Here is a 14,778-nt window from a genome sequence, read left to right as displayed (position 1 = left end):
TTGCGCATCCAGCCCCCTTTTTGTCCGTTCAGGCTGCGTTGGCCAGGCGTTGGCGCCGCAGATCGGGCGGCAGTGCCTCGTCGACCAGCATACCGATCGCCGCTTCGAGCGTCTGCGATTCCTGGTCGCGCGAACCCAGCCGGCGAATGTTGACGGTGCCTTCCTCGGCCTCGCGCTTGCCGCAGACGAGGATCACCGGAACCTTGGCCAGCGAGTGCTCGCGGACCTTGTAGTTGATCTTCTCGTTGCGCAGATCGGCCTCGACCGAAAGCCCTGCCTGCTTGAGCTTGACGACCACCGAGGCAGCGTATGCGTCGGCGTCCGAGGTGATCGTGGCCACGACGACCTGCAGCGGTGCGAACCACAGCGGCATGTGGCCGGCGTGGCTCTCCATCAGAATGCCGAGAAAGCGCTCCAGCGAGCCGCAGATGGCACGGTGGACCATGACCGGCTGCTTCTTTTCCGAATCGGAACCGATGTAGAAGGCGCCGAACCGTTCCGGCAGGTTGAAGTCCACCTGCGTGGTGCCGCACTGCCATTCGCGGCCGATGGCATCCCTCAGCGTGTATTCGAACTTCGGACCGTAGAAAGTGCCCTCGCCTTCGTTGATGCCGGTCTTGATGCGGTTGTCCGCGCGCGCCATGCGGGCGAGCGCGCTTTTCAGGATGTCCTCGGCATGATCCCACATCGCATCGGTGCCGACGCGCTTCTCCGGGCGCGTGGCGAGCTTCACCACCACCTCGTCGAAGCCGAAATCCTTGTAGACCGACATCATCAGGTCGTTGATCTTGAGGATCTCCGCCTCGAGCTGCTCTTCGGTGCAGAAGATGTGCGCATCGTCCTGCGTGAAGGCGCGCACGCGCATCAGCCCGTGCAGCGCGCCCGACGGTTCGTAGCGATGCACGTTACCGAATTCGGCAAGCCTGATCGGCAGATCTCGGTAGGACTTCAGGCCATGCTTGAAGATCTGGACGTGGCCGGGGCAGTTCATTGGCTTCAGCGCGAACACACGCTGGTCGGCCTCCGGATCTTCCGGATGCGTGAAGGCATGCGCGGATTTCACCGCGAACATGTTCTCCTGATACCAGCCCCAATGGCCCGACGTCTCCCACAGGGACTTGTCGAGCACCTGCGGTGCGTTGACCTCCTGATAGTCGTCGCCGAGCCGGCGGCGCATATAGGCGATCAGGTTCTGGAACATCTTCCAGCCCTTGGCGTGCCAGAAGACGACGCCCGGCCCCTCCTCCTGGAAGTGGAACAGGTCCATTTCCCGGCCAAGCCGGCGATGATCGCGCTTCTCCGCCTCCTCCAGCATGTGGATGTACTGGTCGAGCTGCGCCTGGTCGGCCCAGGCAGTACCGTAGATGCGCGTCAGCATCGGCCTGTTGCTGTCGCCCCGCCAATAGGCGCCGGCCACCTTCATCAGCTTGAAGGCGTTGCCGATCTGGCCGGTCGAGGCCATGTGCGGGCCACGGCAGAGGTCGAACCAGTCGCCCTGCGCATAGATCTTGAGGTCCTGATCTTCCGGGATCGCGTCGATCAGCTCGATCTTGTAGGCCTCACCCTTGTCGCGGAATACTTTTTTAGCGTGGTCGCGATCCCAGACCTGCTTGGTGAACGGCTTGTTGCGGCCGATGATCTCTCGCATCTTCTTCTCGATGACGGGAAAATCCTCCGGCGAGAAGGGCTCGTTGCGGGCGAAGTCGTAATAGAAGCCGTTCTCGATGACCGGGCCGATGGTCACCTGGGTTCCCGGCCACAATTCCTGCACCGCTTCGGCCAGTACGTGGGCCGCGTCATGGCGGATCAATTCGAGCGCGCGCGGATCCTCGCGGGTAACGATCTCGACCTTACCGGATTTTTTCAGCGGATCGGACAGATCGCGCAGCTCGCCATCGATCGCCAGCGCCACAGCCTTCTTGGCGAGCGACTTCGAGATCGATTCGGCCAGTTCGGCGCCGGTCATCGCCGCGTCGTAGTCGCGGACGGAACCATCGGGGAATGTCAGGGAAACGGCAGGCATTTTCTTCTCCTATCCAGTCCCGCAAACGAGCGCGGGTGGTGATTGCCGGATGCGTCCGGCGGCGACGCTTTCTAGTGGCGAAATCGGCAGGCGTAAAGAAATTTGAAAGGCTAATCGCAATCCCCGGCGCGCCCGGCCTTCCTTAACTCTCCACCTGTGGCAAGTTCTCCTGATCGGGGACTTGGTCAACAAACTGTAATGGCGGGCTGCTAGCTCTCGGCTGGCTCCAGTTTTCGCCTCACCTCAACGTTTGTGAAAGGTCCGATGGCCATGTCCTTTTCCTTCAACAACTGGTTTCCGAATCTCGTCTTCGGCACCTTTCGCCCAGACACCATCAACGGCACCGACCGGCGCGATGTAATCATCACCTTCGGCGGCAACGACACGATTGCGGCCGGAAGCGGCGACGACATCGTCGATGCGGGTACGGGCGATGATGCCGTCGAGGGTGGTGAAGGCGACGATATTGTCAATGGCGGGCGCGGCTTCGACACGGCCATCTATGCCGGTTCGATCGAGGATTTCGACATAACGCCGCCCGGCCGCTGGAGCAGCGTCGTCACTGTGCATGACCTGTCAAACGGCGACACCGATCGGCTCACCGGGATCGAAGCGCTCTATTTCGGTGCCGACGACTACACGCTCTATCTCGACGGCCGCAACAATGCAGTGCTTGCCCGTGACGACATCTTCTCTACCGACGAGAACACCGCGCTTGTGCTGGCTGCGGCCGACCTGACCGCAAACGACAGCGAGTTCGACGGTGACGCGCTGACCCTCTCCGGAGTGTCGGCGACCAGCGCGTCGGGTGCGGTCGTGACGCTGGAGAACGGTACCATTCGCTACGAACAGGGGAACCTTTTCGACAGCCTGCGGGCTGGCGAAAGCGTGACCGACACCTTCACCTACACCGTCAGCGACGGCCGCGGCGGAACCGATACCGCTACGGTCACCGTGACCATCAACGGCGTCAATGACGATCCGGAAATCGTTTCGGCCGCAGCGGTCTCGGTGGAAGAAAACTCCGACGAGCCCATGCTGACAGTCGATGCCGAAGACGTCGACAGCGATAATGTCACGTTCTCCATCATCGGCGGCGCGGATGCATCGTTTTTCACGATCGACCCGGCGACCGGCGCGTTGCGGTTCATCAATTCACCCGACTTCGAAAATCCAGCCGATTCTGGTGGCGACAACGTCTACGACGTGACGGTCGCGGCGCTCGACGAGCATGGCGGCGAGACGACACAGGACATCGCCGTCACGATCACCGATGTCGACGAGACACCACCCTCCGCGCCGCGCATCAACGAAGTGCACTATGACAATGCCGGCATCGACCAGAATGAGTTCGTGGAAATCCGCGTCGCCAAGGGCACAGACGTCAGCGGCATGCAGATCGATCTCTACAATGGCGCGAGCGGACAGTTCTACAGCCTTACGCCCGTCAGCATATTGCCCAAGACCAGTGACGACGACTTCGATTATTATGTCTGGTCGCGACGGACCGACGGTATCCAGAACGGCAGCCCGGACGGTATCGCTCTCTCCAACAACGGGACTGTCATCGAGTTCCTGAGCTACGAAGGAACGTTGACCGCCACTGATGGTCCGGCGGCGGGCCAGACTTCGGTCGATATCGGTGTATCGGAAACCTCCTCCACCGCACTTGGTCAGTCCCTGCAGCGTACCGGCGACGGGCCAACGGACTGGGAAGGCCCCAGGGAGTCCACCCCTGGCGCGGCCAATGGTGGCGATACCAACCCGACCGATCCGACCGAACTGTTGATTTCCGAGATCCAGGGTACCGGCTCGGCAAGCTTTTACGAAGGCACCTACGTTCTCGTTTCGGCGGTCGTGACCTACACGGTGGGCAACGGCTTCTTCCTGCAGGAAGAGGCGACCGACGCGGACGGCAATGTCCTGACTTCGGAAGGTATCTTCGTATTCACCGGCGGCACTCCATCCGTTTCGGCTGGCGATCTGGTCGACGTCGCGGGAACGGTCGATGAGTTCTTCGGCCTGACCCAGATTACCGACCTCGTTTCGATCAACACGATTACCTCGGGTCACGCCCTGCCCGACCTGACCGACGTCACGCTGCCACTCGCCACCGCGGATGTACTGGAGCGCTTTGAGGGAATGCGAATCTCGCTAACCGGCAGCACGGCGAACCCGATCACCGTTGTCGAGAACTTCAATCTCGACCGTTACGGCGAAATCACGGTCAGCGCGGGCGACCAGTATCAGCCGACGCAACTCTACGATCCGGACACCGATGCGGCCGAGATTGCCGCGTTGACACAGGCAAATGCACTGAACCGGCTGATCATCGACGATGGCGTTTCGAGCCAGAACCCGGATTCGTTCCGTTATGTCCCCGCGTCGGTGGGCGACAACGGCAACGGCTATCTCGATTCCGGCGACATATTCTCCTCCAGCGGCCCGACGCTGCGGCTGGGCGCGGACATGAGTGCGCCCATCAAGGGCGTGCTGAGCTACGGCTTCGACGCCTACCGCATGCATGTCGACGGCGTGCTGCCGGTCGATCAGGCAACGAACACAAGGCCGGCGGAAACACCGGCCGACGTCGGCGGCGACCTGAAGGTCGCGAGCTTCAACCTGCTCAACTTGTTCACGACCTTGCGCGACGGCTCCGGTGCCGGTTCTGGACCCAACAATCTCGAGCCGCGCGGCGCCGCCACGGCAGCGGACCTGGCGCGGCAACTGGACAAGGCTGTCAGCGCCATATTGGCGATCGACGCCGACGTGCTCGGCCTGCAGGAGCTCGAAAACAACGGCTTCGGCGATACATCGGCGATCAAGACACTGGTCGATGCGCTGAATGCGGAGCTTGGCGCCGAAGTCTACGCCTTCGTTGATCCGACCGGCGGCAGCCCGGACGGCTTTATCGGCACCGACGCGATCACCACCGGCGTCATCTACAAGAAGGACGTGCTTTCGGTGGTTGGCAGCGATTTTCTCGAATACGACACCGGCGGCGGGCAGCAGCTTCACCGCCCGACGATCGCGGTCGCCTTCGAGGAAATCGGCACCGGCGAACGCTTCACGCTTGCGGTCAATCACTTCAAGTCGAAAGGCGACAGCGGCCTGACCGATCCCAACGACCCGAACTACGATCAGGGCGACGGGCAAAGCTACTGGAATGCAGCCCGCGTCGACGCCGCCGAGCAGCTCACGGCTTGGCTCGCGACCGACCCGACCGGCAGCGGCGACACCGACGCGCTGATCATCGGCGACCTCAACTCCTATGCGCAGGAGGATCCGGTCGACGTCATCCGGGATGCCGGCTTCATCGATCTGATCGACCAGTTCATAGGCCAGGACGAAGCCTACAGCTATGTGTTCAGCGGCCAGCGCGGCACCCTGGATCAAGGTTTGGCAACGGCATCGATGGCCGGACAAGTGACCGGCGTGACCGAATGGCATATCAATTCCGACGAACCGGACCTGCTCAGCTATTCGAGCGAGTTCACCGATGCGGCGTTCTACAACAACGATCCGTTCGCGACCTCGGACCACGATCCGTTGATCATCGGGCTCGACCTCGGCGTCATACCGTTTGTCTGACCATATGAGCCAAAAAGCACCCGGCCTCTCGCCGGGTGCACCTAGTCCGTAGAAACGATTTAACTATTTGAGCCAGATTGCGATCGCTGCGAGTTTGACGATGCCGCATCGGTGAGCGCGAGGATTTTGGTGGTCATGCCGCCATTGGAGCAGCCAAATAGCCTGGCTCTGAGTACCCCTTTTGCGCCCTGGCCATGGCGGTGGACCTTGACGATGGTGGCATCTCGAAGCAGGGGGAACCGCTATCTTCGCCGGCTGCTGTCGTCTGCGCTACGGTCGTGATCCGCCACAACCGAGGCAAGCAGACACAAGGAGCAGAGTGGCTGGCGAAAGAAACCGGCGCGGCTGGTCTCGGTCGCTTCTCAATCCAAATCCTCTACAGGTTGCCCTGCCCCGCCCTCGATGCGCTGCGACAGCGACGCCTCCATGAAGTCGTCGAGGTCGCCGTCGAGCACGTCCGACGGGCTGGTCGATTCGACGCCAGTGCGCAGGTCCTTCACCAACTGATACGGCTGCAGCACGTAGGAGCGGATCTGGTGGCCCCAGCCGATGTCCGACTTCGAGGCCTCGGTGGCGTTGGCGGCGGCTTCGCGCTTCTTCAACTCCTCCTCGTACAGACGTGAGCGCAGCATTTCCCAAGCCTTGGCCTTGTTTTTGTGCTGCGAGCGCTCCGCCTGGCACGCTACCGCGATGCCGGTGGCGAGATGGGTGATGCGCACGGCCGAATCTGTGGTGTTGACGTGCTGGCCGCCCGAACCGGACGAACGGTAGGTGTCGATACGCACGTCCGATTCGGAAACCTCGATCTCGATCGAATCGTCGACCACCGGATAGACCCAGATGCTGGAGAAGGAGGTGTGTCGCCGCGCATTCGAATCGTATGGCGAGATGCGCACCAGGCGATGGACGCCCGACTCCGTCTTCAGCCAGCCATAGGCGTTGTGGCCCTTTATAAGAAGAGTGGCCGATTTGATGCCCGCCTCTTCTCCGTCATGCACTTCGAGCACCTCGACCTTGAAGCGACGCCGCTCGGCCCAGCGCGTGTACATGCGCAGAAGCATGTTCGCCCAGTCCTGGCTCTCGGTGCCGCCGGCACCCGCATGCACTTCGAGATAGGTGTCGTTGGCATCCGCTTCGCCAGAGAGAAGCGTCTCGATCTGCCGCGCCTTGACTTCGCCGGCCATCGAACGGATCGCGGCTTCGGCCTCGGCGATGACGCCCTGGTCGCCTTCTTCCTCGCCAAGCTCGATCAGGCCGACATTGTCTTCCAGAGCCTGAGTCAGTCCCTTGACCGCCTTGATGCCGTCATCGAGGCCCTGGCGCTCGCGCATCAGTTTCTGCGCTTCCTGCGGATCGTTCCAGAGCGAGGAATCCTCGGCGCGCATGTTCAGGTAATCAAGTCGCTTCAGCGCTTGATCCCAGTCAAAGATGCCTCCTCAGCAGGGTGATGCCCTGCTTGATTTCATCGACCAGATTTTCTGTTTCTGCACGCATGGCAGGTTTTTTCTTCCTGAATTGAATGGCGGGATCGTTGGCCGGCGCGGAACATAGGGACGCCGCTCCCGCGTGTAAAGGAAACAGTGGAAAGGCAAACGGGCGGATGCAGCGCACCCGCCCGTTCGATGAATGCGTTGACTTCAGTAGAGGCCGCCGCCGCCCGACTGGATCGCCTTGTTGGCCTGTGGCGAGATGGCTTCACGGCCCTGGCTGGCGACTTCTTCGCCGCCGATGACCCAGTAGCTGTCCGCCGGACCGGTGCCTGGCTTGAAGGCTTCCATGATCACGCCAGCGTCGCCTTCATGCGCCTGCATGCCGGTCTTGCGGTTGATGGCGATGAGCTTCATGCCTTCCGGCACCTTGAAGTTGACGACCGGCGTGTCCTTCAGCGCTTGCGCCATGAATTCCTTGAAGATCGGCGCCGCGAGGCCGCCGCCGGTCGAGCCCTTGCCCAGCGTCTGCGGCTGGTCGTAGCCCATATAGAGGCCGACCACGAGATTGGGCGTATAGCCCATGAACCACGCGTCCTTTTCGTCGTTTGTTGTTCCGGTCTTGCCGGCAATGGGACGGCCGAGTTCCGAAACGGTCACCGCGGTACCCCTGGTCACCACGCCTTCCATCATCGAGGTGATCTGGTAGGCGGTCATCGGGTCGAGCACCTGCTCGGCATTGTCGACGAGTTCCGGCTCCGCCTGATTGGACCAGCTCTGCGCATTGCAATTGTCGCAGGCCCGTTCGTCGTGCTTGAACACCGTCTTGCCGTAACGATCCTGGATACGGTCGATCAGCGACGGGTGGATCTGCTTGCCGCCGTTGGCCATCACTGAATAGGCGGAAACCATGCGCATGACGGTGGTTTCACCCGAGCCCAGCGCCATCGGCAGATAGGGCGCCAGCTTGTCGTAGACGCCAAAGCGCTCGGCATATTCGACGACCAGCGGCATGCCCATGTCGTTGGCAAGGCGCACGGTCATCAGGTTGCGCGACCGCTCGATGCCGGTGCGCAAGGTCGACGGGCCGCCGGGCTTGCCGTCGTAGTTCTTCGGCGACCACACGGTGTTGCCCTGGGTGATGGTGATCGGTCCGTCCATGACCACCGACGCCGGAGTATAGCCATTGTCGAGGGCAGCCGCGTAGACGAATGGCTTGAACGAGGAACCGGGCTGGCGATAGGCCTGCGTGGCGCGGTTGAATTCGGAGTCTGCATAGGAGAAGCCGCCGACCATCGCCAGGACGCGGCCGGTGTGCGGATCCATGGCGACCAGTCCGCCCGAAACCTCCGGCGGCTGACGCAGCATGTAGGCGCTGCCTTCCTTCTTCTCGACGAACACGACATCACCCGGCTTGAGCACGTCGGCGGGCGACTTTGCCTTCACCCGCTGGCCGTTTACCACATGGCGCATGGCCCAGCTCATGTCCTCCTGCGAGACCGTGCCCTGGTCGCGTTCGGCCTTGAGGGCGCCGGATACTTCCCGCTGTGGCTGCAACCCGACCGTCAGGCCTTCCGCCGAACTGTCGAGAACGACAGCCAACTGCCACTCGGGAACGTCGCTGAGCCCCTTGACCTTGCCGAGCGCCTCGCCCCAGTCGCCTGAAATGTCAATGCTTTCCTTCGGACCGCGATAGCCGCGCAGGCGGTCGAACTTGATCAGGCCGTTCTGCAGCGCTTTGCGGGCCATCAGTTGCAGCTTCGGGTCGAGCGTCGTGCGCACCGACAGCCCGCCTTCGTACAGCGCATCTTCGCCGTAGCGCGAAATGAGTTCGCGGCGGACTTCTTCGGTGAAGTACTCACCGGCGAACAGGTAGTTTCCGTTGCGGCGGGGCGAAACGCCGAGCCCCTCGGCCTTTGCCTTCTCGCCTTCCTCGCGGGTCGCATAGCCGTTGTCGACCATCTGGTCGATCACCCAGTTGCGCCGCTCGATCGCCCGGTCGGTGTATTTGAACGGATGATAGTTGGACGGGCCTTTCGGCAGCGCTGCCAGATAGGCCGCCTCCGAAAGCGTCAGTTCGTTGACCGACTTGTCGAAATAGGTAAGTGCCGCGCCGGCGACACCGTAAGCGCCGAGCCCGAAGAAGATCTCGTTCACGTAGAGTTCGAGGATGCGGTCCTTGGAATAGGCCTGCTCGATGCGGAAGGCGAGAATCATCTCGCGGATCTTGCGGTCGTAGGTCTGGTTGGAAGAAAGCAGGAAGTTTTTCGCGACCTGCTGGGTGATTGTCGAGGCGCCGACCGGCCGGCGTCCGGAGCCCATGTTCTGGAAATTGGTCACCACCGCCCGGAACAGGCCGGTTATGTCCACGCCCGGGTGGTTGTAGAAATTCTTGTCCTCGGCCGAGAGGAAGGCCGCCTTGACGCGATCCGGCACCGCCTGGATCGGCAGGTAAAGGCGCCGCTCACGTGCGAACTCGCCCATGAGCGCGCCATCCGAAGCGTGGACGCGTGTCGTCACCGGCGGCTCGTATTTTGCGAGCACCTCGTAATCTGGCAAATCCTTGGTCAGGCTGCTGACATAGATGCCGGCGCCCGCCGCAACAAGCAGCGCCAGCATCACGCCGATGCCGAAGAAATAGCCGATTAGCCGTATCATGCCCGCTCCAGTGCAAAAATCGGGGTTCCCGCCAAAATTGTGGCAGCGGCTGCGCGCCACCGGAAACATTCCGATCTGTAGAGGTCAACTCTTGTCGCGCCGTTGTGGGCAAAATGCGGCAGCATCGAGAAGCCTTCCGATTCAATGCGATTAAATCACGAACTGTGGTGCGCGCGCAACGATTTGTACGACGTGCGGTTGTCCCGCCTACCCGCCCGTACCGGTTCTTTCGGTGGCAAATAATTCGACCGCCGCGGAGATGCGTTCGGCCGCCTTGCCGCGCCAGTCGGGATCGAGAAGCTGCGCTTCGTCCTTTGCGTTGGAAAGATAGCCAAGCTCGACCAGCACTGAAGGGACATCGGGCGCTCTCAGCACCTTGAAGCCGGCCGAACGATGCGGATTGTTGATCAGTTCCACCGCGGTCGACAGTTCGCCAACCAGCGAACGAGCGAACCGCATCGAGAATGTGTGCGTCTCGCGGCGGATGAGGTCGACCAGGATGTCGGCCACCTCGTGATTCTCTTCCTCGATCTCGATGCCGGCCAGTTCATCGGAAAGGTTCTCGCGCACCGCGAGCGCCGCGGCTTCGGCGTCGGAGGCCTTGTCGGAAACCGTGTAGACGGTGGCGCCGCGGATGCCTTTCAGCCGAATCGTATCGGCGTGGATCGAGATGAACAGGTCGGCCTCGTGCTGCCGGGCGATGCGGACGCGCTCGTCCAGGCGCAGGAACTCGTCCTTCTCGCGCGTCAGGAACACGTTGTAAGGGCCTGTTTGCTCGAGCTTTTTCTTCAGCTCCGTGGCAAACGCCAGAGTGACGGATTTCTCGACGGCGCCGTTGACGCCCTCGGCGCCGCCATCGATGCCGCCATGGCCAGGATCGATGACAATAGTGAAGCGTTTGCCCGCGGCGCGCGGCGCCATCTGGCCAAGCCGGTCCGTCTTTTTGGTCGCCTGCGTCGATCCCGTGGTCTGCGTCTGCTCCGCCAGTGCCTCGTCGAACACCCGTTCGGACGATGCAGCGATATCGGCGACCAGCCGATAGCCCTCGGACTTTTCGTTTTCCAGCACTTCGACGCGCTCGACCGCGAATGGGCCTTTCGCCGAAAGGATCAGCCGCGAGCGCCCCTCGCCCACATTGCCGAACCGCACGCCGGCGACCAGGCCGCGCGCCTTCAACTCGCGCGCGTCGACGGAAAAGTTGGTTTCCGGCAGGTCTATCACCAGCCGGTGTGGTCCGCGCAGCAGGAACCAGCGCGGATCGGGCTCGCGGTCAAACTGCATGACGATGCGCATGTGGGTAGCGTCGCCCGCCATCTTGTAGGCTTTGGCCTCGAGCGGCGCCGCACTTGCCCGCAACGGCAGGGAGACAAAGAGCGCGAGAAGGAAACCGCACAGGACGGCATGGAACCAGATGCCGGAAAAACTGGCCTTGTCGGTCAAATCAGCCCATCCATTACGCGTTTCCATACACTCGAACCGCCCCTTTCGCTCGACTCATGCCAGCATACGACAGAACGGCCACGGCGGCGATTAACAACTCGTAGCTTCTTATGGTTAACCAACCCTTTCGTGCCCATATGACGTGAGGGAACGCGTGTTTTGCCGGCATCGAAAACAGGGTTGCCATAAAGGCCTGCAAATCATAAAAGCGACATTGGATCACCGCAATGCTCGGAACCGGTCCGCACCGCCGTACCTCTTTCATGTCTGGCGACGAAAACTCGGTTCCAATCGCAGGTTGCGATCGGCACGGGTGTTTCCGAAGGATTTCTTCAAGGCGTTTCCCGTGAGTTGGAAACCCTTAGGTGAGGAAAAACGGCCGGGACGGCACTCCCGCGCCGGCTCTGTAAGAGCAAAATAGCTGGTCCGGATGTCCGGGCCTTGGTTGTAATGGTTCTGCAAGGTTACGCGATGGCTTCAAGCGCGATCATGGACAAGACCGGATATTCCCGCGCCATTGTGGCGGCGGGCGGTCTGTCGATCGCGCCACGGCAGCGGCCGGCGAACCCTCAATTGTCCGGCACGCATTTCCAGACAGGTGCAAGGCGGGGCGTATCAGCCCGCTTGCCCTTGTTGGCGGCTGCCGTGGAGATAAGAAATAATGCCCAACAAAATGCTTATAGACGCCTCCCACCCGGAGGAAACACGGGTTGTCGTCGTTCGCGGTAACCGTATCGAAGAATTCGATTTTGAATCACAGGACAAGAAGCAGCTTAAAGGAAACATCTATCTCGCCCGCGTAACCCGCGTCGAACCGTCCCTTCAGGCCGCCTTTGTCGAATATGGCGGGAACCGTCACGGTTTCCTTGCCTTCAGCGAAATCCATCCCGACTACTACCAGATTCCGGTCGCCGACCGTCAGGCGCTGCTGCGTGCCGAAGCCGAAGAGGCGGAAGCCGAAGACGACGAGGACAGTGACGGCGAAGAGCGGCAGGACCGCAACCGCAGCAGCAACAACCGGCGGCGGCGGCGCGGTGGCAAGAACCGCGGCCGCGACGAGCACCGCGCCAACGATGCCAATGGCGATAACGCCGGCGACGAGGCGGAAGAGACAGCCGGACAGGAAACCGAAGCTGCAGCCAGCGACGATGTCGAGGCGAGCGGCAGCGAAGACGCGGTCGGGACGAGCCAGGCAACGGCATCCGACGAATCGGAGGCTGCACAGGCTGAAACACCTCAGCAGGAAGCGTCTCCGGAGGCCGAAGCCAGTGAAGAATCGGACGATCAGTCCGGCAGCGACGAAAACGAGGGGCGTGGCCCGACGTCGATGGCTGCGGCGATCGATGCCGACGTCATCTCCGAGCCTGTGCCCGACAGCAAGACCGACGCCGAAGCCTCAGAGAGCGAGGCTCGCGGTGTCATCGAGGAAGTCCATGGCTCGCACGGCGACGACCACGAGGTCGAGTCGGTCGGCGCCGAGGACGCGCTTGAAGAAGTGCGCAACCGCCGCAAGCCGGCGCGACGCAACTACAAGATCCAGGAAGTTATCAAACGCCGGCAGATCCTGCTGGTCCAGGTCGTCAAGGAAGAGCGCGGCAACAAGGGCGCCGCGCTGACCACCTACCTGTCGCTCGCCGGCCGTTATTCGGTGCTGATGCCGAACACGGCGCGTGGCGGCGGCATTTCCCGCAAGATCACCAACGCCCAGGACCGCAAACGGCTCAAGGAGGTCGTCCAGGATCTCGCTGTGCCTCAGGGCATGGGCGTCATCCTGCGCACCGCCGGCGAAAGCCGCACCAAGGCCGAGATCAAGCGCGACTACGAGTACCTGATGCGGATGTGGGAAACCGTTCGCAACACGACGCTGCAGTCCACGGCCCCTTCCCTCGTCTACGAGGAAGGCAGCCTGATCAAGCGTTCGGTCCGCGATCTCTACAACAAGGACATCGACGAGGTGCTTGTCGCCGGCGATGAAGGCTATCGCGAAGCGAAGGACTTCATGCGCATGCTGATGCCGAGCCACGCCAAGGTGGTTCAGCCCTACCGCGACACCACGCCGATCTTTGCCCGCAACGGCATCGAGGCACAGCTCGACCGCATGCTGCAGCCGCAGGTGACGCTGAAGAGCGGGGGCTACATCATCATCAACCAGACCGAAGCGCTGGTGTCGATCGACGTCAACTCCGGCCGCTCCACCAAGGAGCATTCGATCGAGGACACCGCGCTGCAGACCAACCTGGAGGCGGCCGAGGAAGTCGCCCGCCAGCTCAGGCTCCGCGACCTTGCCGGCCTGATCGTCATCGACTTCATCGACATGGAGGAGAACCGCAACAACCGCTCCGTCGAGAAGCGGCTGAAGGATCACCTCAAGAACGACCGCGCCCGCATTCAGGTCGGCCGCATCTCGCATTTCGGCCTCTTGGAGATGTCGCGCCAGCGCATCCGCGCCAGCGTGCTCGAATCGACCATGAAGCCCTGTCCGCATTGCGGCGGCACCGGCCATGTGCGGTCGGATTCGTCGGTGGCGCTGCTCGTGGTGCGAGCGATCGAGGAATTCCTGCTGAAGGATTCGCGCAGCCACATCACCGTGCGCACGCCGGCCGCCACCGCGATGTACGTGCTCAACCACAAGCGCGCCAAGCTGGTCGAACTGGAGACGCGCTTTGCGGTGACCATAACGCTTGAGCCCGACGAGACTGTCGGTTCGCAGCACTATGCGATCTTCCGTGGCGCACTCGCCGAAAAGCCGGCCGGCTGGACCGAGGCCTTGCTGGCGCCCGCAACTCCCGAAATCGAGCCGGACGAAACAGACGAGATCGAAGTGGTCGAGGAGGAGGACGAAGCAATCGTCGAGGCTGTCGAGCGCCCCGCCCGCCCCGAACATCGCGGCGAAGAAGGCGACCGGGGTCATGATCACAAGCGCAAGCGGCGCCGGCGGCGGCGTGGCGGGCGTGATCGCGACCGGGAACGCGAACACGCAGCGCCGAATGAAGGTGCCTCGGTAGCAACCGCGGCACCCGGCAACGATGAAGCAGAGAACACCGCCATTGAAGCCGGTTCTGCCGAAACCCTCGAGGCGCAGGATTCCGGCGAGGATGCGGCCGGCGACCACAAGAAGCGCCGGCGCGGCAAGCGCGGCGGCAAGCGCAACCGCAAAGACGAGGCGGCGGGTGAAGAAGCGGGGGAAATCTCCGCCGATTCGGAGGTTGAAACCGTAGAGGCCATCGTGATCGAAGCCGAGCCGGCGCCGACCGCCGAAGAGACGCCCGTCGAAAAGCCGAAGAAGCCGCGCCGCACCGCCAAATCGAAAAAGGCCGAAGCGGAAGCTGCTGCTGCAGCGGCGGTGGCTGAGGTTGTGTCGGCCGAGTCGGCGGCTGAACCGATTGCGATCGAACCGGAACCTGCCCCAGCCGCTGCCGAGCCGGTCGCGGAAGAAGCAAAGCCCCGCCAGCGTGCCACAAGGCGAAAGGCCGAGCCGAAGCCAAGCGACGCGCCGCCGGTGCCGGTCGTCTCGTCGACCGCCGCCAGCGACGAGGAAGCCAAGCCCAAAAAGGCTGGTTGGTGGCAACGCAAGAGCTTTTTCTAGAACCTGGCTCTTGAAACGAACAGAAATCCCGCGCTTTCAAACAGATAGCACGG

Annotated in this window: 6 protein-coding genes and 1 pseudogene; 2 read left to right on the top strand and 5 right to left on the bottom strand. The window is 62.3% G+C overall.

Annotated elements, in window-relative coordinates; translation table 11 throughout:
* Positions 1-28: 28 nt before the first annotated feature.
* Entirely contained in the window at positions 29-2,023 is a 1,995-nt protein-coding gene (gene thrS / locus OHD58_RS15595) for a threonine--tRNA ligase (RefSeq protein WP_263804337.1), read from the bottom strand.
* A 264-nt stretch (positions 2,024-2,287) separates the two neighbouring features.
* On the opposite strand from thrS, the gene OHD58_RS15590 reads away from it, so the two are divergent.
* Positions 2,288-5,614: an ExeM/NucH family extracellular endonuclease gene (locus tag OHD58_RS15590; protein WP_263804336.1), complete on the top strand. Its 3,327-nt coding sequence runs from the start codon at positions 2,288-2,290 to the stop codon at positions 5,612-5,614.
* Positions 5,615-5,718: 104 nt separating this feature from the next.
* Here the strand turns inward: OHD58_RS15590 and OHD58_RS30710 are convergent.
* The 4 genes and pseudogenes from OHD58_RS30710 to OHD58_RS15575 all read right to left on the bottom strand — a co-directional run.
* Positions 5,719-5,838 (bottom strand): annotated as a pseudogene (locus tag OHD58_RS30710) (IS5/IS1182 family transposase); the annotation flags it as partial.
* A gap of 138 nt (positions 5,839-5,976) precedes the next feature.
* Positions 5,977-7,108, bottom strand: a protein-coding gene (prfB, locus tag OHD58_RS15585) for a peptide chain release factor 2 (RefSeq protein WP_263804335.1) whose coding sequence is annotated in 2 segments (ribosomal slippage) — positions 5,977-7,041 and positions 7,043-7,108 — 1,131 coding nt in all. Because the reading frame shifts where the segments join, the coding sequence is not laid out codon by codon here.
* Between the two features lie 143 nt (positions 7,109-7,251).
* Positions 7,252-9,699 (bottom strand): penicillin-binding protein 1A, encoded by a 2,448-nt coding sequence (locus tag OHD58_RS15580; RefSeq protein ID WP_263804334.1) that lies wholly within the window; start codon positions 9,697-9,699, stop codon positions 7,252-7,254.
* Positions 9,700-9,906: 207 nt separating this feature from the next.
* A complete protein-coding gene (locus OHD58_RS15575) occupies positions 9,907-11,166 on the bottom strand; it encodes an N-acetylmuramoyl-L-alanine amidase (protein ID WP_412177222.1) in 1,260 nt (419 codons plus the stop codon).
* A 634-nt stretch (positions 11,167-11,800) separates the two neighbouring features.
* Here OHD58_RS15575 and OHD58_RS15570 point away from each other — a divergent pair.
* Positions 11,801-14,725, top strand: a complete 2,925-nt coding sequence (locus OHD58_RS15570; RefSeq protein ID WP_263804333.1) for an Rne/Rng family ribonuclease — start codon at positions 11,801-11,803, stop codon at positions 14,723-14,725.
* Positions 14,726-14,778 lie beyond the last annotated feature (53 nt).

The sequence above is a fragment of the Mesorhizobium sp. ZC-5 genome (assembly GCF_025753855.1).
Lineage (GTDB): Bacteria > Pseudomonadota > Alphaproteobacteria > Rhizobiales > Rhizobiaceae > Neomesorhizobium.
Note: the sequence above shows the minus strand (reverse complement) of the source record. Positions and strands in the feature narration are given on the sequence as shown.